General features: G+C 52.1%; 20 protein-coding genes. 10 read left to right on the forward strand and 10 right to left on the reverse strand.

The window, feature by feature from the left end:
* Nucleotides 1-437: 437 nt before the first annotated feature.
* Nucleotides 438-779: a small metal-binding protein SmbP gene (gene smbP / locus AC52W5_RS14055; protein WP_495671450.1), complete on the forward strand. Its 342-nt coding sequence runs from the start codon at nucleotides 438-440 to the stop codon at nucleotides 777-779.
* Between the two features lie 175 nt (nucleotides 780-954).
* On the opposite strand, the gene AC52W5_RS14060 is transcribed toward smbP, so the two are convergent.
* On the reverse strand, nucleotides 955-1,356 hold the full coding sequence (locus tag AC52W5_RS14060) for a hypothetical protein (RefSeq protein ID WP_495671451.1): 402 nt from the start codon (nucleotides 1,354-1,356) through the stop codon (nucleotides 955-957).
* The gene (locus AC52W5_RS14065; protein WP_495671452.1) at nucleotides 1,353-3,473 is read right to left on the reverse strand and encodes an Agd3-related carbohydrate deacetylase; all 2,121 of its coding nucleotides are present in this window, start codon (nucleotides 3,471-3,473) and stop codon (nucleotides 1,353-1,355) included. The genes AC52W5_RS14060 and AC52W5_RS14065 overlap by 4 nt, the downstream gene beginning before the upstream one ends.
* Before the next feature lie 199 nt (nucleotides 3,474-3,672).
* On the opposite strand from AC52W5_RS14065, the gene AC52W5_RS14070 reads away from it, so the two are divergent.
* Nucleotides 3,673-4,170 (forward strand): VOC family protein, encoded by a 498-nt coding sequence (locus tag AC52W5_RS14070; RefSeq protein WP_495671453.1) that lies wholly within the window; start codon nucleotides 3,673-3,675, stop codon nucleotides 4,168-4,170.
* Between the two features lie 109 nt (nucleotides 4,171-4,279).
* Here the strand turns inward: AC52W5_RS14070 and AC52W5_RS14075 are convergent, their stop codons facing one another.
* Together AC52W5_RS14075 and AC52W5_RS14080 are read right to left on the reverse strand one after the other, a co-directional pair.
* On the reverse strand, nucleotides 4,280-4,501 hold the full coding sequence (locus AC52W5_RS14075; RefSeq protein ID WP_495671454.1) for a hypothetical protein: 222 nt from the start codon (nucleotides 4,499-4,501) through the stop codon (nucleotides 4,280-4,282).
* Nucleotides 4,498-4,767, reverse strand: a complete 270-nt coding sequence (locus AC52W5_RS14080; protein WP_112891833.1) for a helix-turn-helix domain-containing protein — start codon at nucleotides 4,765-4,767, stop codon at nucleotides 4,498-4,500. Before AC52W5_RS14080 ends, AC52W5_RS14075 begins: the two co-directional genes overlap by 4 nt.
* Before the next feature lie 337 nt (nucleotides 4,768-5,104).
* On the opposite strand from AC52W5_RS14080, the gene AC52W5_RS14085 reads away from it, so the two are divergent.
* The 3 genes from AC52W5_RS14085 (at nucleotide 5,105) to AC52W5_RS14095 (ending at nucleotide 7,435) form a co-directional block, all read left to right on the forward strand.
* Nucleotides 5,105-5,425: a hypothetical protein gene (locus tag AC52W5_RS14085; RefSeq protein WP_495671455.1), complete on the forward strand. Its 321-nt coding sequence runs from the start codon at nucleotides 5,105-5,107 to the stop codon at nucleotides 5,423-5,425.
* A gap of 234 nt (nucleotides 5,426-5,659) precedes the next feature.
* Nucleotides 5,660-6,253 carry a hypothetical protein gene (locus AC52W5_RS14090; protein ID WP_495671456.1) on the forward strand — a complete coding sequence of 198 codons (594 nt, stop codon included), beginning with the start codon at nucleotides 5,660-5,662 and terminating at the stop codon, nucleotides 6,251-6,253.
* A gap of 100 nt (nucleotides 6,254-6,353) precedes the next feature.
* Nucleotides 6,354-7,435, forward strand: a protein-coding gene (locus tag AC52W5_RS14095) for an IS3 family transposase (RefSeq protein ID WP_495671457.1) whose coding sequence is annotated in 2 segments (ribosomal slippage) — nucleotides 6,354-6,606 and nucleotides 6,606-7,435 — 1,083 coding nt in all. Because the reading frame shifts where the segments join, the coding sequence is not laid out codon by codon here.
* A 270-nt stretch (nucleotides 7,436-7,705) separates the two neighbouring features.
* Here the strand turns inward: AC52W5_RS14095 and AC52W5_RS14100 are convergent.
* From AC52W5_RS14100 to AC52W5_RS14110, 3 genes are read right to left on the reverse strand one after another with little or no spacing between them, the layout of a single operon-like run.
* Nucleotides 7,706-8,800: a hypothetical protein gene (locus AC52W5_RS14100; protein WP_495671458.1), complete on the reverse strand. Its 1,095-nt coding sequence runs from the start codon at nucleotides 8,798-8,800 to the stop codon at nucleotides 7,706-7,708.
* Entirely contained in the window at nucleotides 8,787-11,276 is a 2,490-nt protein-coding gene (locus tag AC52W5_RS14105) for a DEAD/DEAH box helicase family protein (protein ID WP_495671459.1), read from the reverse strand. Before AC52W5_RS14105 ends, AC52W5_RS14100 begins: the two co-directional genes overlap by 14 nt.
* Complete coding sequence (locus AC52W5_RS14110; RefSeq protein ID WP_495671460.1) at nucleotides 11,276-13,465, reverse strand: DNA methyltransferase; 2,190 nt, start codon at nucleotides 13,463-13,465, stop codon at nucleotides 11,276-11,278. Before AC52W5_RS14110 ends, AC52W5_RS14105 begins: the two co-directional genes overlap by 1 nt.
* A 6-nt stretch (nucleotides 13,466-13,471) precedes the next feature.
* On the opposite strand from AC52W5_RS14110, the gene AC52W5_RS14115 reads away from it, so the two are divergent.
* Nucleotides 13,472-14,281: a hypothetical protein gene (locus AC52W5_RS14115; RefSeq protein WP_495671461.1), complete on the forward strand. Its 810-nt coding sequence runs from the start codon at nucleotides 13,472-13,474 to the stop codon at nucleotides 14,279-14,281.
* A 327-nt stretch (nucleotides 14,282-14,608) separates the two neighbouring features.
* Here the strand turns inward: AC52W5_RS14115 and AC52W5_RS14120 are convergent, their stop codons facing one another.
* A complete protein-coding gene (locus tag AC52W5_RS14120) occupies nucleotides 14,609-15,592 on the reverse strand; it encodes a Fic family protein (protein WP_495671491.1) in 984 nt (327 codons plus the stop codon).
* Between the two features lie 337 nt (nucleotides 15,593-15,929).
* Nucleotides 15,930-16,211, reverse strand: coding sequence for a DUF504 domain-containing protein (locus tag AC52W5_RS14125; protein ID WP_495671462.1), 282 nt, complete (start codon nucleotides 16,209-16,211; stop codon nucleotides 15,930-15,932).
* Between the two features lie 144 nt (nucleotides 16,212-16,355).
* Here AC52W5_RS14125 and rtcA point away from each other — a divergent pair, with 144 nt between their 5' ends.
* From rtcA to AC52W5_RS14145, 4 genes are all read left to right on the forward strand, one after another.
* Nucleotides 16,356-17,417 (forward strand): RNA 3'-terminal phosphate cyclase, encoded by a 1,062-nt coding sequence (rtcA, locus tag AC52W5_RS14130; protein WP_495671463.1) that lies wholly within the window; start codon nucleotides 16,356-16,358, stop codon nucleotides 17,415-17,417.
* A gap of 191 nt (nucleotides 17,418-17,608) precedes the next feature.
* The gene (locus AC52W5_RS14135; protein WP_495671492.1) at nucleotides 17,609-18,016 is read left to right on the forward strand and encodes a tyrosinase family oxidase copper chaperone; all 408 of its coding nucleotides are present in this window, start codon (nucleotides 17,609-17,611) and stop codon (nucleotides 18,014-18,016) included.
* A 2-nt stretch (nucleotides 18,017-18,018) separates the two neighbouring features.
* A complete protein-coding gene (locus AC52W5_RS14140) occupies nucleotides 18,019-19,506 on the forward strand; it encodes a tyrosinase family protein (RefSeq protein WP_495671464.1) in 1,488 nt (495 codons plus the stop codon).
* 47 nt (nucleotides 19,507-19,553) lie between these two features.
* On the forward strand, nucleotides 19,554-19,850 hold the full coding sequence (locus tag AC52W5_RS14145) for a hypothetical protein (protein ID WP_495671465.1): 297 nt from the start codon (nucleotides 19,554-19,556) through the stop codon (nucleotides 19,848-19,850).
* Nucleotides 19,851-19,900: 50 nt separating this feature from the next.
* Here AC52W5_RS14145 and AC52W5_RS14150 read toward each other — a convergent pair whose 3' ends face one another.
* Nucleotides 19,901-21,763 (reverse strand): hypothetical protein, encoded by a 1,863-nt coding sequence (locus AC52W5_RS14150; RefSeq protein WP_495671466.1) that lies wholly within the window; start codon nucleotides 21,761-21,763, stop codon nucleotides 19,901-19,903.
* Nucleotides 21,764-22,346: the final 583 nt, after the last annotated feature.

Raw genomic sequence — 22,346 nt, forward strand, 5'->3', positions numbered from 1 at the left:
GGTGGCGCTGATCAACTGAATGCGGTAACTCTCCTCTCCCGAAATCAGAGTGGGCGAGACCGCTGTTATGAGCAATTGCAAAAGGGATTGTGACCGCCAAGCCGGGACCTTAAGCCGTAACCTTAAGCTTGGGGTGCGCAGAGCGCCTAGAGTGAGGCCACTGCCAGTATGAGGGCGGGTTTGCCAGGCTCGCGATCCTCCATGCGCGAGTGTAGATGCGGGTTAGATATGACTCAGTTTCGTTGCTACATCAAGATAGGTGGTCGCTAAAGGCGAGTTGTCGGAAACAACCATCGGGGAAGAAAAAGGTGGTTGGCTGATCTATACTTCCAGAGGTGAGCCTCGGCATAATACAGGTCAGAGTATTGATAGATGCGCTGTAAGGCTCTGCTGCTGTCAGTGAAATTTATTTCAATAGACTTTATGGAGGTTATGTCATGAGATATATACCAGCAAGTTTTGCCATCGGTGTTTTGGGCGTTCTTCTGGCAACCCCGGTGATTGCCGATCATCACACTGCCCAGGCGATCGAACATGCCGCGATGGCAAAGGCACATGGCGAGGACGGTCACGCAAAAGTGCTGCTCAAGCACGCGGAAGAGAGTCTGGGCCATGCTCAGGCGGCGGAGAAACAGCACGCCGAACAACATAAGCATATGACGGACTCCATCAAGGAACTGAAACAGGCAATCGAGCATGCCAAAGCAGGGCACGCTGACATTGCCGCCAAGCACGTTGACGAAGCCCTGATGCACATGCGCAAGTCAACAAGCGACTAGACCGGGGTCAGACTCGATTGATTCTATCCCTGGCAGAAGGATCTCAATCCGGAGGGACAGGTTCAATCGAGCCTGACATGATGCGGGGCCGTGGTCTTTTGTTTTGAATACCATGGGGCACTCTGAATGAGTAGGAGTGTTTTGTACACGCCGTATTCCCGTTTCCAACTACCGCTCAGAACGCCTCAGACTGTTTCTCAAAATAAGCAGCAGCATCGAGAACCGGCTTCGGGTCGTCGCATCGCTCCACGAGCACCTTTGCAGTCTCCCTGTAGCCCTTTGCCAGTGATTTTGCCTGTTCCGGAAATAACGGCTCGCGCGCCTTCAGCTTGAGATCGTTCGCCTGCAGTATCTTTTTCCGAGTCTCATCTTCCATTTGCCTAGACGTTTTGGCTGTCTCACCAGCCTTTTCGGATGCTGCATTCGCTAAATGGGGGATTCCGACGATATTGGAAAGCGAGAATGCGACAAGCAACAGAGTGGGAAGAATTCTGATCGGGGGAAGATTGCCCACATCCTGAATTTCCTTCGGCTGTTTAGGATATTTAGGAAACATTCGCGCACTACGGACGTTCATCGAGTCAACCCTCTGTCGACCACGTATGCTGTAACCTTCGTATCCACGCTGATGTCTCCGATAAGCTGGCCGCCATACAACTCTCCACCGGAAAGACCGGTGACACGGAGATGAGGCACCGCTTTGTTTGCCGATAAAGTAACCCGGTTGGTTGTCCGATTCCATATTGCATCGATCTTTGCAGACTTGGCGTTGAGGTGTTCCGCAGTGTGGTCGCCGATTTCATAGTAAGGAAGATTTTTGACCGGCAGGGTGAACAACCGCTCATATTCAGTGAAGACTGCATCGAGCCAGTCAAATTGAAGCGTACTGCCGTTTTTATCATACTGAGCAAGATTCGACTGATGAAAAAAATGCGGCCACCGGTTAAAGCTCAACATCTCTCGCACCGCGATATCCGCGTCGATTGCGAGAATTTCTTGGTAACTCCGGGGGGAGCAAACCATCTCCTTACCTCTGCATGGATTCTGCCCCGTGTCGACGAACCGTTGATAGTACAGGTAGTTGTATTCGTCCTCCAGCTGGGAAGGATTTGTCACGTTATAAAAAATATGGGTCGGCCAGCGTGGCAGCATGAGTCGATCCGTTTTGCTGCCATCTTCATACTGGGTGATGTACTGCTCAATGTTCTGAGCCTTTTGTGACGTATCGGCAGCAAGATATTCCACACCTGCGGTGGCAGCCGCCTGAAGAAATAGTGGATTGGCGCCACCTGCATCAAACGCTATATCGTCAGCCTGGACGTCGAACATTTCCGGATGCAGTCCCTGCATAACCGTACATTTCGGGTCTTCCAGGCCGGAATGCATGCCGCTGATGAGCACACGGCTGTTCTGGTTTTTTTCTGGAAGATCCAGAAGTTTCCACACGTCCCGGTTCCGAGTGATTTCCGCCCGGATCGCCTCAGCATTCGTGAAAGTGTGGTAATCGCAGGGGGCATTAGCTGGAACCGGTGGCTTGTCCATGGACGCATGCGTGAAGGTGTGGTTGATGAAGCGGAAATGAATTTTGTTGGCCGCTACTGCTGCTACCAGATCATCCTTCCAGTTTGCAGTAAGTGAGGTTGCTTTTGGATTCACCACCGCTCCCATCCCATTGAATGGGAAATCCAGCTTGAAATTCCCCGCCGTCGGATGGGCGGCCCGGAGGGCAACCTGTTTGCTTACGGCATTGGTTATGTCAGCCCCGGTGACGCGATGAGTATCGGCAGCAGCGTTCTCCTTATGGAGAGCAGGATTCCATGTACGGCTACTAGAAAATAGATCATCCACATGCGCAGCAAGATGGATGAAGCGCGCACCGACGAAAACTCCCTGGGTTGCCCAGTTGACGAACTCATAAGCCAGAACTTTCGAATGCATGAGGAACGACGCATTCGTAACCGTCGAGATCAGCACTTCGCGCGTCGGCGCGGATTGATCAGGCTTCATGTACCGCACAATGGACAGCAGTGCTTCGTTCTGTCCGGTTCGTAAAAGCGGCTCTACATAGGGTATGGAGCCGTCCTTCAGGGGGTTCCTATCGTTTCGGGGACGGGTCGCAAAGGCAAGGGATGTAATTGGAAGCGGATTATTCCTGTTTACGTATTCAAAGACTTCCTTGCTGTACCTCTCCGGTATTGTCCACCGCGCATCATGATTGTATCCGCTTGAGGAGTAGGCGAGACCATAATCCAGATAGATGTCGTGAGGCACCTTCGGATCCGTATATGTGGCTGGCCACCCCGACAATACCGCTTCCCGGACCCTGAAATTCTTCTCGTAATTGTGCAGTATGTCCCATTCGGCCGGGATGAAGCCTGGAACCAGGTCCGCGTCGGTGAGGATGATTCCATTGTAGTTGCCGACACAACCTGCCTCTTCGGCCTTGCAGGCCACCCCCTGCGAAGAAGCAGCCAGAAACGCGGGAGTCAGATCCTGCCTCCTGGCATTCAGCACGACATATGGAACGCCCATTTCATCGAGGACAGGCTTGATATAGGCCAATCCCAGGTCTTCCGCCATCTCTCCTGTAGCAATGACCAGTGTTCTCAGTTTGACAGCATTATCAGCATGCGCTGGAGCCACGGCAATTATGGTAAACAGCATGGCTATTGCTGTAAGAAGCTTACGCTTCATGAATGAATCTCCTTATCGCGAAACAAAATGTAACGATTTGACAAATCCTCCTGTTATTTAGGTTCCTTGCAAGTCATCTTCATACACCATCGCTGTCTTGTTGTTCCGGTTGTTTTAAGAAGTTTGAAAAGCATTTTCCTTGCGGATGGAATCTGTTACGGTTCCAACTCTCAACCTGAATAACAACCAGGAGATAAGCATGCAAAGCATCCAAAGGATTACCCCCTGTTTGTGGTTTGATAATCAAGCCGAAGGGGCAGCGGAATTTTATGCGAGCATCTTCAAAAATTCCAGAATTACAAAAGTGAGCCACTATGGAGAAGCCGGACACGAGGTTCACGGACAAGCGGCGGGAACGGTAATGACCGTAGCATTTGAGCTCGATGGGCAGGGATTTGTCGCTCTCAATGGCGGCCCGACCTTCAAATTCAACGAGGCCATCTCGTTTCAGGTCAATTGCGAAACCCAGGAAGAAGTGGACTACTACTGGGAGAGTCTTTCCGAAGACGGAGACGAAAAGGCGCAGCAGTGCGGTTGGCTCAAGGACAAATATGGTGTTTCCTGGCAAATCGTTCCCCGGATTTTATCCGAGATGATTAATGATCCCGATTCTGAAAAATCCGGGAGAGTCATGGAGGCAATGCTTCAAATGAAGAAAGTCGACATCGGCGGACTCAAGCGCGCATTCAATGGGTGACCCTTTTGAACTCCACGTAGCGAGAGAAGGGGCGGATGTCTACGGTGCGCACCGTTTCTGCACGTAAAACACGCCGGGATCAGTGACTGAACGGAAGTGGGATCCAACTTCAGCCTGTTCTGAGTTTGACCGAGAAATCCGCTATGCCGATTTTGAAGAGCAATTTGGCGGCGGCGTCGAGTGTTTTGAATCCGCGTGTTTCGCGTTTAGAGGTCTCAAGGGGCTGGCCGTCGATCACGACCATGTATCCGGCCGATATCACCGCGTAATGCACCTGTACACGCTTTATCGCATTAGCATCAAGCAGAAGCTTCACTTCGCGCTCTATCATGCTTTCTTTCCTTTTGCTAAAGCATCGGTAAGACCCGATGCAACCGGTGTTTCAAACAGGTCCGGCTGATCGATCATCACAAGCAAATCACCCGGCTTCACCTGCAAAAACTTGCAAAGTTTTTCCAATACGGCACGATCGAAACTGTTCACACGGTCATAGTAGTAGCGATCCAATGTAGCGCGAGCGATACCGGTTCCACGGCACACCTCCGCGACCTTGATGCGCTTGGCGCCGAGGATGACAGAAAGTCGACAACTGATCATTTAATGGTATTATTTGCTCTAAATCGATCAAATAATACCATTATAGAAGTAAGATGCGCCAACGGCTTATTCAAAATCACAATGCTACAGCCAACGCAAGAGCCGCCGTTGCCATTGATCCATAGCTTATTCTGAGGAGGAACGAATTCCCTCAATTCCCTCAATTTCATCTTCTCTACTCTTGTTTTGATACAGTAGAAGTGTGGCAAGAAAGTAGATCAGCTTGAGAACAGGCAGTGAGCGACAATAAGTAATCAATGTCAGGAGGCGCCAGTTCAGCCGTGGCAATAAAAAACAACACCAACCAGAACCTGTAGCCACTAGAGGGAGGCACCTCGTGAAATTCATCATCCTTGCCCTACTTGCCGTATTCATTTCTCCCGTAGCCCAGGCTGACCCATCACATCTCAGAGATCAACAAACAGGAAAATATCTGGGCAATCTGAGTGCGAATCCCTACGATCCAAATTCGGTCAACAATCCCTACGGCCGGTATGGGAGCTCATACAGCGCAGATTCCATCAACAATCCCTATGGGCAATATGGGAGTCGCTACAGCAACGACAGTCCAAACAATCCCTATGCGACCAATACGCCGGGAATATATGGGGGTGATGAAGGGGCGGTTATTGACGATGGAAATTGCTACTCAGAGTGAGCAAGACAAATTATCAATTGAACTGGATTTAACATGTTCGGAGATCGCGGCGAAAGACTTCCATTCCAGGTAAGCCTTCATGCCGATACTGTCACCCAACTTATTGATGATGCGTTTCATGGCGATCGTGTCTACGAGTTTTTTCAATACGCCGTCGTGTCGACATCAAACACTATCTTTGGGTGCGGATCATTGAAGTTGCCGAGCGAATAAGGGAACGTTATCGATATGCACGTGAAGACGCCTTGGCCGGAGAACGAATGTCCGTTTCCAGCATGGGACCACGCTCTCTTTTCGACTCGGGATGAATACCCGGAGGAATGTGCTTGGCATCAGGCAAAGGCGTTGCCCGTACTCAAGGATTTTATCGATTACTGGTTTGCTCATGTGCGGCAATCCCAAGGGGACCTCCGGCAATCAGAAGATATCTTTATCCGGGGAGAGATTCAGTTGATCGATAGTGGCTGGCATGACTATGAGTATGAAACCATGCCGCCATTTATGCTCACGCCAATTGGATTTCTGGGAAAAAAAGCGGAAGACCAATACCCGGAATGGTTTTACGAGGAACTGGCTCGAATCCTTGGCTGGCCCGATATTGGCTCTGTTGCCTATCGCTCTGCTGATCTCAGAGCATTTCGCTTGTTGTGCATGGAGCAGTTGAAGCGGTGCGCCGTCACCGGCGGCGCTCCAGAAGACGTGTTCAGCATTAGCGTGCTGGACCTGTCAGTTGATGGAACGGCGGATAACTGTTTTCCCCAAGCGAGCCGGGTTATGCCCGCTACTCGGAAGAGGGCCTTGGACATGGCGATTTATTCATCGACATAAAGCGGCGCGTGGGCTATCCAGCCAAAGTCCTGTGATCTGCTAAGAATTTTGTAGCCACCTGCTGAGTGAGTCTTCATGTTAATTTTGGCATGGAGGCGAAATGAAGAAGCGATTCAGTGAAGAGCAGATTATTGGGATATTGAGGGAAGGTGAAGCGGATGGGGTGGTTATCCGGGATGTATGCCGCAAGCACAACATTACGGAGCAGACATTTTTCCGGTGGCGCTCGAAGTTTGGAGGCATGACGGTATCGGATGCGCGCAGGTTAAAGGATCTGGAATCGGAGAACGCGAAGCTGAAGAAGATTGTTGCTGAGCAGATGCTGGCTATCGAGGGTTTGAAGGAAATTGCCACAAAAAAATGGTAACCCCGGCAGCCAGACGCGAGGCGCTTGAGATTCTGACTGGCAAAGGATTATCGCAGCGGTCAGCGTGTCGAATTGCCGGGGTAAGCCGTCGTATTGGCAGTTATGAGGTCAAGCAGGCCATTAAGGATCGTGCTGTTGCTGCACGGATAATTGAAGCATCAAGCCGCTACCCTCGGTTTGGGTATCGGCGCATTGCTGTCATGACTGATCAGAGCATGGGGCGTGTGTGGCGCTTGTGGGGTAAGCTGGGACTAAGCTTGCCCAGGCGCAGACCCAGGAAGCGCCGCTGTGGGACGGATATACGCCTTCCTGGAGCAACAAAACCAAACAGTGTCTGGACTTATGATTTCGTCCATGACCGACTGGCCAATGGGCAGACGCTAAAGCTGCTTTGCGTGCTGGATGAGCATACGCGTGAGTGCCTTGCAATCGAAGTCGGCAAATCGCTGCGTAACCAGGACGTCATCTTGACCCTGTCACGGCTGATGCGAATCTATGGAAAGCCTGCCTTTATTCGCTCGGACAATGGCGCTGAATTTACTGCAACTGCAGTGATGAGGTGGCTGCGAGACAATAATATTGGGCCGGCCTTTATCAAGCCTGGCAGCCCTTGGCAGAATGGATTCGTGGAAAGCTTCAACGGCAAATTGCGTGATGAATGCTTAAACCGTGAATGGTTCATCACACGGCATGAAGCAAAAATATTGATCGAGAAGTGGCGGCAGTTTTATAACAACGAGCGTCCGCATTCTGCGCTCGGCAACCGAAACCCAGCCCAGGCAGGCTTGCAAAGGTTGCAAATCCAGAATGCTTGAACCCAAAGACTCACTTTGAAACTGGCTACAAAAATCAATAGCAGGTCACCTGGTTAACAGTATTTGTGGCACGACGATCTGCCTCTCTACATCCTGACTGATGAAGATTTTGGGCAAATCAAGGGATATGATCAGAAGGTGTTAGGGGCGGACTACTGTTGCTTTACAAAAAGGTATCGAGGTAACTGTAACAGCCGATTCTTTCAATTCTTTCTTCCACTTCATATCCTGATGGGAAGGCAAAGGGAATGCAGTAAATTCAAGCTGAGTTCATTTCCGCTTCCGTTTCCACAATTCCCCGCATGGGGCGGGATGATCACGTATGTCGGATATCTTCTTTCCCCCGAAACCCCATCTGCCTTCCGCCGCATAATCCATCAGTTCTTGCCGGCGTCTCTTCCTTGCCCATGTGCCCAGCATGCCAATAGCATCCGGCTTAAGATAATCGCGCAGCAAGGCTGCCACGAATTCCGATTCGGTCTGTTCCTTCTCGCTCTTCCGCAAATCGAGGTCACATTCAAGCTCGCCCGAAGGAGTAAAATACGGGGTGCTCTCGAAAAGGTGCGCTGACAGAGCGAGGAGATGATCAATTGTCGTATCCTCGATTAGCAGTCGCAGCACATCGTCGATATAGGTCCCATCGGCACGCTGGAATACGATGCGCCCACGTTTGAAATCGTCCAACGTCGGTGGGGCAAAACGGCCCATCTCGTCCATTACGTTGAATTTGGCTTGTGTCGAGAGGTTCGCGAACGGCGAGTTGGATATCAGCACGCCACGCAATCGAAATGTCCATTGCTCACCCTCGAATTCCACTTTCAGGCCATTCGCTGCCAGCTGGCGTTCGACCACGTGTGGCATGTAAAGTGTGGAAATAAGCTTGTAATTTTCCCAGCCTTCTCCCATTCCTTGAACCAATCCCTTTGGATCCACAAAACCAAATGTCTGCGTGCGGGTCTTGTGATCCACGATCCAGACGATGAAGTCCGGGTAGAACCAGTCCGATTCGTCTACGCGCAGCCGGAACGAGTCGTTTCGCTTCTCGATATTACGTTTGAGCCAGATTTCCTTGTCGCCCCACCTCAGGGGTGTCTTGTCACTCTTTGGATGGTTCCCAGCCGGGTAAAGGCGCCGAATCAGATCGCGAATAAATGCTTCCTCGTACTGGTCCAGTTTGCCCGGCCCGGCGTCAACGTCTGGTGTGTGAGGCGAGAGCAGCAGGGGCTGATACAGGCTTCCCGGCGCCAGCACCTCGATAGAACCCTGTGGTTCAACAATCAATGGCAGGTTGTCGATATTCGGACAGGAAGGTGAAGCGCCAAACAAAGCGCTTTGGATGGGTTGCGCGGACCTATTGTTGGACATTGAGGAAATCCTTGTAGTACTCGCTGGGAATGCCGCTTTCGTTCGCCGCAATCAGTGTATAGCGGCTTTTTTTGCTTTCCTCTTTTCTATAGGTGCTTTCAAACAACCGGCGCACCACGGTGGAGGCCAAACGGTTCAGACGCGCGAGATCGACGCCATCATGCACGTCCAGCATCCGCGGCAGCCCCATAACAGCAAATTTATCGCTGGCAAGGGCGCTATCGATAGCTTGGCGGTCGAAGGCGAAATTCCACAAGCGCCGGGTACGCTTCCACTCCATCATTTCCCGGTACAGGGCATCATGGTCCAGCAGCCTGGCCCATCGTTTGAATTCCGCCGTGATATCCTCGCCCACCACGCCTTGCTGTGCCAAGATATTGCCCTCTTTGAGTTTGGTCGTTGCAATCGAGGTGGTGAGGGATATTTTTACTTTGTTCACTCCAGCTACCCACCTGCTGCCAGTAGCTACGACCTGAAAATCGCGAGCCTCGGGTGCAATGGCACGAACCGATCGCAGCAAGGGCGGTGCGTGCTTGCGCACGTCGCATTCGATTCGTTTTGACTCTGGCACGCCATTGTTGATCAGGCTCTGCAAAAAGGTATCGAGATAATCTGACTTCAGGCCGAACACATAAGCGGTTTGTAAGGGGAGGAGTGCCGGCGATGGCGTGTCCAGCCGTTTGCCGTCCCCATTTATACCCATGAATCGGACTACGCGCCCGAACATCTGGATGATGAGCGAACCTTCTCCCTGACCTAGACGCAGCAAGGTCAGGCTTGATGCGCGGTAATTGTCCCAGCCCTCGGCAAACCGGCGGGAACCAATCAAAACATTGAGGCTGGTAGAGGCCTTGGGGGTCCCATTGAGGGCAGCGAAGAGCGAGCCTGAGAGCGAATCATCTTCAACCGGCAGCTTTGCTGATTCCAGTGCCTTCTTGAGGCCAGTTGCATCGCCCACGTTGACCACGCCATAGTAATGCGACACATCTCCGCGAAGCAGGCCCAGTCCCAATTCCCCTGTGGCAGACTTGATAAGGCGCAGCACCGGTTTGTCACCGTGTTGCCAGCCAAAGCAATCCGACAGTATGCGCTCGGCCAGAACCCCAACGTTCCATCCTGCTGTCACTTTTTCAGTGAGGGTTTGACGCACCTCGGCAGGCAGTATCCCGGCGCCTGTCGTGGTTGCCGCCAGCAGCGATTCCAGGCGTTGGGTTAGTCTCGCTGGTTGCGCCAGTATGGCAGAAAGATATTTTAGGACCTCGATTACATCAGAAGTCTGTTCCTTATCCCCCTTCCCGCTGCCGCCTATTACCGATAGTCCGAGTAATACCCACAGCGGGGGAGCAACCTGTAAACCTAAATCAGCGCATATTCGTTTGCCGGCGGATGAGCGAAAGCATGCCAATTGATGCCAATAGGCAAGCAGGGCCGCTGTCAATGTCTGATGTTGTGCCGCGTCGCTGGCGTCTCCCTTGGCCTGCACTCGCGTATGCCAGAAGTCCTTGCCGTAGCGATCGCGATGAAAACGGTCGTAGGCGTAGTCGAAAATCACGGCCTTGGCGTAGCGGTCAAATGCGTATTCTGCCTCAGCGACTTGGCCGAAAGTGGCCGAAAACTCGATCAGCAGGCCCTGATGCTGCCGCTGGGGATCACCAATGCCAGCCAGATCAGCCTGCAGAGCCTTCCACGTGCTGGCTTCTGATTTCTGTCCCTTGTGCCCCTCATCCACGAAGACCAGGTTGCGTCCTTCGCTGAAAACCGAAGTCGGGACAGTAACGCCGTCACCCTTTTTCTCTGTTGCCAGTTTGTTGATGTCGAGTACAATCACCGCGTCCGGCGGCAAACGAGGTATAGACGAAGAGTCGCCGTCCATTGGGTAGGCAAACACCTCCCAGCTTGAAAGCGCGCGCAATTTCGCGGCATGCTGCCGGGTGAGTGGCTCGGACGGCGTAATCAAAATCACTCGATCCCATGGGTGGCGTTTTTCCAGCAGCGCCAGACAAGCGTGCAGCACATGGGTTTTGCCCGCCGCTGTCGCCATCCAGAAGGCGGCCAGTTGCAGATCAGTTTCGCTAAATTCCGACACCGACTCACCCTTGGGCTTGTGCGTTGAAAGAAAGCTGTTCAGGCGGGCGAGAAAGGCAGCCGCGTCATCCTGTTGAGCGTGCAACCAGTGGGCGAACAGCACCAGCGCAATATACTGGGCATAACGGGGAGAAAACTGTGCCCGGCCACATGCTTGCCGCACTTCAGCATCCAATGCCGACAAATGCGCAGCATCACCCTGGCAGACCGAGCCCAGTGCCTCCAGATATTTGCCGTCGGCCAGGCCATGCCCCGCGCCGATATTATCTTCGACGGTGCGCAACTGCGCCATTGCCGCCGGAAGCTGAACCCCTAGCTCCACCATCAGCGCATCACGCAGGACAAGCGCAGCTTTTAGCCTGGCGTGGCCGGAACGCTTTGCCGCTACCATTACTGTCGCCTGAACTGTAATGCGAACACCGACTCGATTGCTTCCAGTCTGTCGCACCCCTCGAAGCTGAGTGCAGCTGGGTCATTGGTATACACACCGTCGGCTGGATGCAGTGCAAGCTTTTCAGCCACCCATTCTGCCGAACCCTTCACAGCACAGTCACGGAAGAATATCGAAACCGACTGGCCCCGCCGGTTGAGCCCCAGCATGACGACGCCCTGGGTTTCCCGATAGAGGCGGTGGACATCCATGCCCAGCAGGTAAGGCAGGCTTTCCACCAGATCAACTTCGCACTCTGTTGCTTCGCCTGTGCCAGAGGCACGCTTGAGTTGATAACCGAAAGGGGAGGTAAAGCAATCCATCCTGCTATATATGTTGCGTGAAGTCTTGTCCAGGCGGTAGCACAAAGCAAAGGCTGGGTCATGGAATGGGAGTTCGTTGGAGTCCCCTTCGTTGATTTCGGCATCCAGACTTTCGAGCGTGTCGTCATATTGTTCAAATGCTTGAACTTTCATAAACAGGCCGGCTCCGTCTATATTCGTCGCCTTTCCACCGGACCAAGTTGAAGCAGTAGCGACTTTTACAATCCGTGGAATGGTAAAGGAATAAATGTATTCATTCGTTTCAAAAATAAGGAATTTCCGCGAACCTTCATCGCTAAAGTTTAAATTCAAAACGGCATGAGGCGTAGTTCCCGATCCTCCGAAAATATCGAGTACCAGCGCATTTTCGTGCGCACCTGCTACTACCAGACAATCTTCGACGGCGTGGACAGACTTCGGGAACGAGAATTCGCGCTTATTGAACATATTTTTCAACAGAACACTACCGTACTCTACAGCTGAGTGCTCAGCTTTCATCCATACCGTCGATGGAAGCGAACCTTCATTCTGAGGGCGTACTTTTCTGAAGATCGAAACTACGTTTTCCGAATTACGACGGACTTCAAGGTCCTTCATGTTTCGTATTGCCGTAAGGTGTCCCCAACTCCAAACCCTTTCTGTTCCGTCATCATTTATAGGTAGTAACACGACCTCGTTTATGGAAGGTCGATCCAGAATCCTCCACTCCTTTTTGTCCTTCTGCCATTCTAGCTTTGGAATTCTGATCTTGTCGTTGTCGACATAAATCGGGTAGTACTGCTTCGGACGAGCTGAACGATGCGTAGTAGCACCGCCACGTTTTCTAAAGTTTTCCCAAGCGAATACCCCATCCTCATCTGAGTTGCCAAAATGAGCCGCTTGAGCTTTTGATCGCTCCAATAAACCAATATCAGATCGAGGCGAGATTCCTGAGAAGATGGCATATTCGTGACTGACGCGGAATCCCTTCACGGATGGGCGTCCCGATGGGCTGTTTTTGATTACAACAGTCCCTAAGATATTTTCGGAGCCAAATTCATTCGAAATAATCTCGAGAAGCTCATTCTTCTGGAAATCATCAATTGTTATGCAGGCAATCCCATCTTCTTGAAAATACTTCCGCATAATTGCGAGCCTGTTTTGAATGAATGTTGCCCATGAAGCCTTTCTGTACCCATTCTTGTAGCTGATTGGACCTGCATCAGTGTTATATGGGGGATCTGCATAAAGCGACTGAACGCGTTCCCTAAACTTCTCTTGCAAAGTATTAAGCGCCTGCCAGTTGTCTGACTGAACGGTGATGCCATCTAGTGCATCGTCCAGCGGGACTGCTCCGGTAACGGCTTCCAGCATTGACCATTTGAAATCAACATCGAAATTTCTCGTGTCCACGGGAAGCGCCAGATAATGCTCGGTAGGTGCCGAGGCGAGATCACCTTCGGTTTTGCGGATACAAGCGGCGGCATTGGCATACTCGCCCAGCCCGAGTTCCTTCCATTCCTGTCGCTGCTTTTTGACGATGGTATCGATGTTCCGCGCGAGCCATTCAGGACAGTAGCGTTCCAGTCTGTCGAGCGTGATGACATAGCGGGTTTCGAACACGAGCTTTTTCTTCTCCCATAGCGCTTTCTGAAAATCTTCCAGCGCGGCCAGGAAGTCGATAATGTGCTTGCCTGCTTCCCGCACGATTCGGGCCACCTTCAAGGCGCGCTTCGGCAAATCCCACTGTGGGTCAGTTTGGTTGATGGCTCCACCCAGCAACTGATCGACATCCAGCACTTCGGTCTTGATGAAGATGTCGAGGTCCTCGGTCAGCGCTTCTTTCAATCGTTTGTGGATGAAAAAGTCACTCTGGTTGCGCGCAATGAAGCGATTAAGCCATCGGCGAATGTCCCCCGGATTACCACGGCTTTCATGCTCCACCGAGGCGACGATTTCATCCTTCTGTCTTTCCGTCTGCGAACCCTTCAGGTACTTGAGGTGAACCTCGATAACATCGCCGTCCTTGCTTACCGCATGGAGCAGGTAATGCGCCTTGTCATTCGGCTTCAATGTCGCGCGAGTGAGTTGCAGGCTTTCTGGCTCGACAGTAAAGACAATGCGTTGACCATTGCTCAAACGTACCGGAAAGTCGGTGAAGATATCGCCCGACTTGATGTAGTACATATCCTCCGTGGCCCAGCGGAACTCGGTGTCGTCGCCGGTGGATTTGACATAGCGCGCGCCATCTTTGCCGTAGCGCCGCTCCACGATAAAATCGCCGTCCTGGTAATGCCTGGAGAAAAACTGGTAGAGGCGGTTGAGCACCTCGGCGCGATCCTGCTGCACGGTCTGCTGGCCAGTCAGATTTTCGATTCGGCTGCGGTATTCCGCAACCCGGCTCTTGAGTGCGTCAAATTTCTCAGCTTGGGCGAGAGCATCCTCGCGTTGCTCCTGCGTCATGCCGGGTTTCAAGCTCAAGTCCTTTTCCAATTCCTTGAGGCGGAATTTGTCTTCGGCCTGGGTTTCGTGCTCGCTAACTTCAAAAGCGGCGTCGAGCAGCTCTGCCGCCTTCCGCCCTTGAGTGTCTTTGCCTCCCTGTCAGTGACGATCTCACCAAGGAAACCGGTAACCTCACGGTTGTGCCGACGAATGATGCGGTAGATACCGAAGTCAAGTGCCGCCGCTTCATCCATTTGAAAAAGCTCTGTCATCAGTTCGACAAAGCGAGTTTCCACTTGCTGCTTCATATGGGAGTCATTTTTACTTAATAGACTGATACGTGCCTGTTATCTATTTACGGTCGTCTGGTAGCTCAGCTTCAACTTTCGCCATGGTCGCGTATTATAGTTGGATAGGACCTGAGGGAACGCCGTAACTCTTCTATTATCAAATGAAACGTTCTGCGATGCGTTCCAGATCAGACCGCCAGCAGGAGCACCTTCAGCTTTGATGACTTGGAGGAGTGGGTAATAAATCAGAATACAACTCTCACCAAACAACTTCATAACCGCTACTCCTTCCGCCTTTGTCCGTCGGAACGAGGCAGCCCTTCTCGACCAATTCGGAAAGTTCCGGATAAGCCGTGGCGCGGCTGGTCCTGGTCAGGCTCATGTGTTTGCGGGTGTTGACGCCACCCTCGAAGCCGTTTCTCCCGACATCAAGCAGCCGGTTTAGCACCTTGCGCTGGCGCTCGTTGAGGTTTGTGTTTTGATGCCGCAGCCAGAATTTGGCTTTTGCAAGTGTATTGGCAACCGTTTTTTCTGCGGCCATGGCCGAGGCTTCGACTTGGGTCAGGAACCAGGTCAGCCAGGGGGTTACATCAATGCTTCCGCGTTGCGTGTGTTCGAGAACGTCGTAATAGCTGTCTCGCTGACGCAGGATTTGCGCCGACGGACTGAAAAAACGCATCGGCTGACGCTCGTCCTGTGCCAAAGCCATATCCGTAATGGCGCGTGCCAGCCGGCCGTTTCCGTCTTCAAAAGGATGCAGCGTGATGAACCACAGATGTGCAAGGCCAGCACGGACCAATCCGTCTACGTCGGGTGGAGGGTTGGCAAAACCTTCGTTGAACCAAGCCAGAAACTGATCCAGTTCCTGCTCCAGTCCCTCGCGCGGCGGCGCGGTAAAATGGATACGCTCCCGGCCCATCGGGCTCGAGATGACCTGCATCGGCTCATCCCCTCGCAATGTACCGGTCCTGATCCTATGCAATCCGGAGTAACCGGTTGGGAAGAGGGAGGCCTGCCAGCCGAACAGGCGCTCTTTCGTCAATGGTGAGGTGAAGTCACGCGTCGCATTCAGCAGAACTTCGATCACCCTATCCACCGCGCGAGGTGGAGTGGGCAAACCAGCGGTTGGCAAACCGAGGTGTCGGACAACCGACGAGCGAACTGCACCCACATCCAGGCGATCGCCTTCGATTGCGCTGGTGGTGACGCCATTTTCCACCAGGATGGTGGCAACCGCTTCCAGTGTCGGTCAGCATCAAGCAATTGTGTTGAACCGAGTACCTTTCCCTGCGCTAGCCTTGCACGAGCCAGCACTGAAGTCAGTGCTCCCTGGTCTCAGCGGAACTGTGGCCAGTCGGGTTGCTGCCAAATTCACTCTTGAGGTCCGGTTTGAAGCGCTTCCATGCTTCATTCGCTCCGTATAATGATAATGAAGCGATTATGTTCCTTAAACGCTTCACAACAAATCCGATACCCCGCGGAACAGTGCCCTTGACAGCACTTGTCCTGAGCCCGTTTGCCCTCCGACAAGCTCAGAGCGAACGAAGACGAAAGGGCTCAAGGCAAAGGGGATGGTTTCATCAAGAGCCGTTGTTCTCCTCATCGTTGACCGTTCGTCTATGCCAGATCAACTCGCCGTTCCTGTACACTTCCCGGATACGGTGAAGGGGGACCTCGCGAGTACGTCCCTCCTGATCGGTAAAGCGGAAAAAGAAATGATCATTTGGTGTGAGCTGCATCTGCTGTAGTGGAACCTGTATGATTTCCCCACTCTTGCGATCGTAGTATCCGATCACGAAATTACCTTTTCCGAATGACTCATCCCAGCGAATCTGGCTGAGCAGGTCTTGTATGGGGGTCATGAAGCTTCCTTTTCAGGCAGATAGCCAGCCGCGTCAGCTTCCAGAAAGAATTGCGTCCATTCCGGTCATGCGATTTTTGATGCTACATTGAATTGTAGGTCGAAAAACCTATTGTTCCTGGCCGTATCAACCAAAGAGGTCGAAATGCGGGAGATCGATGGTTCCTATGGAGAAGGCGGTGGCCAGTTGCTCCGCACATCGGTCGTGCTTGCGGCGATAACGGGACTATCGGTTCATGTGTACAACATTCGCGCAAAACGTTCCAATCCCGGTCTTGCGCCTCAACACCTCACCGCCGTAAAGGCGGTGGCAGCGCTTTGCAGTGCGCAGACGGAAGGGGTGGAAGTCAAATCGCAGGAAATCATTTTTCGCCCCGGCCCCTTGCGCGGGGGTGAATACGACTTTCCCGTGGGAACGGCAGGCAGCGTTACCCTGGTGCTTCAGGCAGCGCTTCCGGCTGCCATGGCATGCGGAGAAAAGCTGCGGATGAGTATTTCCGGTGGCACCGATGTTCGCGCTGCGCCGCCTCTGGATTACTTCCGCTACGTATTGCTGCCGCTGGTTTATAGTATGGGCGCCAGGGCGAAGGTCGAAGTGCTGCTGCGGGGGTATTATCCCCGCGGCGGAGGAAAGGTAGTCGTGGACGTAGAGCCTTGCCTGCCTCTGCGTCCGCTGATCCTGAACACCTCGGAAGGGCTGGAGGGTATAACCGGTTTTGCACACATTTCAAACCTGCCCAGGCACATCGTCCACCGCATGGCTAATGCGGCACTGGCAGAACTTTCGACCTTTCCCACGCCAGCCGTTGGCCTGGAGGTATTCGGAAAGGACGAAGCAGTAGGCGAGGGCGGAGCAGTGCTTCTGACCGCGCACAAGGAGCATAGCCGTCTGGGGGCGTCTGCCGTGGCAGAAAGAGGCGTGCGAGCCGAACGGCTCGGTGCTGAGGCGGGAAAGCGTTTGCGCGAGGAAATCCTGTCCGGCGCAACGCTGGATATTCATGCGGCAGACCAGGTATTGATCTACCTCGCGCTGGCGAGTGGCGCGTCCTGCTTTCTCACGAGAGAACTCTCCTCCCACGCCGCAACGACCATTTGGCTGCTGGAACAGTTTCTGCCGGTGCGCTTCCAGGTTACCCAGGAAGCGCATTTGATTCGCGTCCACGCAACGCCGGAATTCAATAGCAGGTCAAGCTTTTTGTGGCGATAAGAGGATTTACCAGGCGGAGCCCGGCCTACTACTGTCGGTACGCTTTCAGGTCATCGGGAAGCGCATTTGATTCGCATCAGCGCAGACCAAACAGGTGTGGTGTAGATCAGGCTCCGTCTGACGGCAGTTGGAAAATCTCCATGCTAAAGACATAATTCATGCGACATTCTGCATCTGGCTTGTTGACGTTCATGTTTTACGTGTTGGCCGCGTCCGCGTCCGCGTCTGCGTCTGGCTCTTCTGGCATTTCTGATGAAATCACCTATATTGAAAACGCCAGCTCATCGAGCGGCCAGCTTTTAGCTTGGAACAATACCTGTGCGGGGGAAAAAATGGCGGAGCAGCGTGAAACTTATAAAGGTCGGGAGATTGTTGTTCGAACAGGGGAAGACGCACCGGCAGAAGGCGCCGCGGGATTGGACGCGAGGGCGGAAAGGGCAGGTGGAGAGGCAGTAGAGGTGAGGATTGATGGAAAGAACGTTTTCGTTATAAAGAATTCGTCCGGCTCGTATATCGCATCCGGTTTCGCTTTCGATCCGCAACCTTCACCTATGGAGCTGGCGCGGAAAATTATCGATTATCGTGAGGCGGGGAGATAAAAATGGGAACCCGAAAGAATCAATCCACATTGACAGCTGCGGAGAAGGCGGCCTTCATTGCGGCGGTAAAAGCGCTCAAGGCAAATGGCGCCTATGATGTATTCGTGGCCCAGCACCGTACCGCCTTTCTTGCCGGTGTGAACGATCCAGCACACGGCGGCCCCGCTTTTCTGCCCTGGCACAGGGAGTATCTCCGCCGGTTCGAGCGTGCCCTTCAGCAGATCGATCCCAGTGTTTCCATCCCGTATTGGGACTGGACAGTTGACAGCACGACGAACGCCTCCATCTGGAATGCGAATTTCATGGGTGGAAATGGAACGGGCCCTGGCGGACGTGTGATGACGGGTCCGTTCGCCTTTTCTACAGGAGAGTGGACGCTTACTGTCCTGGATCCCGGTGACACGGATAATTTCCTCACCCGTGCCTTCGGCGCCATGGGGGCGCTACCCACCCAGCAGGGAGTGAATACCGCCATCAATATCGTGCCTTATGATTCAGCGCCCTGGAATCGTAACAGCAGCATGAACACGAGTTTTCGAAACCATCTCGAGGGGATTATCCACAATCCCGGCCATATGTGGGTAGGCGGCTCGATGATGGCGATGTCATCCCCCAACGATCCGGTGTTCTGGCTGCATCATTGCAATATCGATCGGTTGTGGGCAGTATGGCAGCGGGAAAATCCGGGGCAGAATTATCGTCCACCGAGCGGCACGGCGGGCGTGGTGAACGGCCATGGACTGGATGACCCGATGCCGCCATGGAACAACGAAGCTTCGCCGCCTACACCCCGAGATGTTCTCGATCACCATGCGCTTGGCTACACCTACGATGACGAGGAAGAGGAACCTCCGCAGGTCGTACCGCTGACCGTAGATGCGGCTCCGTTTGCCGCTTCCATAGGCCAGACGGGAGAAGTGGACGCATACAGCTTCGTTGCCTCAAGCCAGGGGAGTTATGTCATCGAAACCGAGGGTTCCACCGATGTGGTGGCAGCCCTGTATGGTCCGAATGATGCCAACGCACTCATTGCCGAGGATGACGACAGCGGTGCCGGCCAAAATTCGCGCATTGCACGAGACCTGGTGCCGGGAACATATTATGTCCGCATAAGACACTATAGCGGCTCATCCACTGGAAGCTACCGTATTTCAGTGCGAGGGTCAGGAGGGCCGCAGCCGGGTATTCAGACCATTCAGATAAACGGCCCGGCAGTGCAGGGCACGCTCTCCGTCAATGAGAGGGACCTGTACACCTTTACTGTCGGGACGCCTGGATCGCATACCATGGAAACCGCGGGTAGTACTGATTGCTTCCTCACGTTATTCGGCCCCGACAGTCAGACCACCGTCATTGCCCAGGATGACGATAGCGGTCCGGGAACCAATTCGCGGATCGTGCGAAACCTGGGGGCCGGTGTCTATTATGTTCAGGTCAGGCATTACAGCCCGACTGGTACGGGAGCGTATAGCGTTTCCGTCAGAACATGACAGGAAACGTGGCCGAGGTTCTTTTGATTCCCTGATGGCGGCCTCGGGTGAAAGACGTTCTGGCGCTCATCGTTCTTCTTGCCGGCTGCGGCTCGACAATCGCACCCAAACCCGGCGGAAACGGTGACAGTCCAGGCGTTTATACCATCACAAATTTATATGATGGCAGCCAGGCATCAAAAGAGCGACTTGCGGAGTGGATGGATACCGAGGCGCAAAAGGTATGCCATTCCCCCTATTCACTAATTTCGGAAGAATCGGTTCCGACCATCAATCGCCTGGGGGAAGCGACGTTTTCGCGCCTTGTTTGGAAAATCAGGTGCCGAGGGCAGACGAGCGAATGAGGATGAAATACCCTACGGCACTCTTCCCCGAGTGCCTGATTGGCACTCGATCATTCTCGGATATCGTTCGTGACCGATGGGCCTATCCGTTGAAAAACGACGTAATTATGGTAGGTCTTCATTGCTCTTGCATACCCATGATGGAGCAATGCATTTTCGATTTCCTCTTTATTTGAGAAATTATCATATGTAACCACTAGCTCTGGACTTTCCCTTGAAGAGATCAGTTTTACTAAAACCTCTTTTCCCTCCTTTTTGTCTTGATTCGGGTTGTGTTGATATAAATAGCGAAATAATTTCGATCTATTGGCGAAGTCGTCCTGTTGTCCATTACTTACCAGGAAAAACCCGAGATGATCTTCTCTCATATGAAATTGAGGGTATTTCGATGACAAAAGAACTATATTGCTTGAAATCTCAAGCGGAGCAAGCATGCTCCCTCTTGGGAAAGTTGCAATAATTTCTTTTACCACTGAAAGCTCAGGTTCATGGATCTTATAGGCAGGAGAAGCGAGGATGGCCTTATTTTCGGCGCGAATCACCGATGTAGGTCCCCAAAACGCGGAATAGAAAGCAACTCCTGCGGTAAGGAACGAGACCGCTTTTAAGGCAATGCTGTTTTTGAGAAGAGACAGATAGGCTATAGCTATGATTATCGGAAATGGCAGAAGGTAGAACAATCTCCAATAAATATTTTCTGAGGTGAAATTTTTAATTATAAATCCCGAGACAACGGGGTTTAAGAAAAAAATGAATCCCAAAGCCACCCAGCACAAAAAGAAGCGTCGGTAAGCCGAAAAAAAGAGCAGAATTGCGAGCGAGGAAATAAACAGAAATGGGGTCAACGGATAATCGGAGTTGATTAGCAAGCGAAGTTGATCCTGGAAAGAAGCCGGAAAACCCGAGTTTATGAAAGATCCAGCACCGAGGTTGGTTTCGGCGTAAGAGCGGAAATTCAATGCAAGCAGTACTACTGGCAGCAGGCAGAAAAAATACCTCCCCACTAAGAAAAGTGTATCTTTTTGAAAAACCCCCAGGCGCTCGTTAAAAATATATGACGTTGCAACTAGAGCAGAAAGAAACGGTAAAAAAACCATGGCAGTGGTACTGGCCCCTGCCATGGCAATCCCGAGTGCCGTTAATATAACCCCTGTTTTTCTCTGCCTTAAAGTCAGGAACTGCAAGGAAAAATACACCCATGCAGGAACACCCACCGCCATGAACATATATTTTGCGTGAAACCCTCTAGCGATACTTATATTTCCGAATGTCCGATGGGTTTCACCGAGGGATAAAATAACCAGAAGCAAAAAAACCACGCCAAGCAGAGGAGGCCATCGCCTCTGATCAAATAAGGAAACAACCAGAAACATTGATATACACATTAAAAACCCGACGATTGCCGGGAACATAACGTGATATAGGTCGAGAAAGTGAATATTTAGCTTGTAGGCTAAAGCCGCTTGCGTTATTTCGTAATACTGAAAAATTCCTGATGATGTGTTCTTCGGCAGTCCGGCTACCCAATTCATCGACCTATTTAACTCGGAATCAGGGTTTTCCATATAGAAAACCGCCTTGGGCACATAGATGGAGTCGTCAATATCTGGTCGGTTTATGGATGAAGCCAGAAGCGCTCCTGCCAACGAGACCAGCAAGACAAGAGTTACGAAAAGCCCATCGCCGCTGCCTTTGCCGGTTTTGAATATATCCTTTAGACGGTTCCATAATGGAATACCAGCAACAAGCAATAAAACAACTACCCATGACGATATGGTGGAAAACTTTGCGGAAAACTTTAGCCCCACCATTAGGCTCATCGTGGACAAGGCACTAAAGGAAATAAAATAAATCAAGGGCAACTCAAGAATCGCTCTTGCACGTTCATTAAAGTTGATTTGACTGATCTTCATTACTCGCACACTGGCATTTTCGACGACCTTGCATCGTTTTAATCTGGGAATACGCATCTAGTCCCGCTAAATTTGGTTTGCAATCATGCTCATACACCCCTCAACCGTGTACTAACACAAACAAACTCTTTCATCCGAGAGAAACTATGGGATGGAAGGTGCGGGAGGAGGTGGCGCAATTTTTTGACAGATCAACTTTCAACCATTGAGTCGGCGAGCAAACAGTACAAACGTCATATCGGCGGAAGCCGTTATCCAGTGATGTTCAAAGCACGCCACTATTGGTTTGGCTGGATTCCGGGTCAAGCCCGGAATGATGAGATTCATAGTATTTTCTGGACTCAGTAACATGGCTGTCCTACTGACTCACACCCAGGATTGCTTCTATAGAGACGCACGTTAAGCAGGCCGGCGACTTTCTCGCCTTCACGCATTTTCAATTCTGGCGCCTGCCACCTTCCACTTTTAAGTGGAATTCGAAAGGAGGCGGTATGGAACTCGTAGCACTTCATAACGTGTGATCGGAGTAGATTTCATTCTTATTTACCGCTACATCATCGAACACTTCGACCGGCTGCCTGAT

The organism is Nitrosospira sp. CT, assembly GCF_059489795.1.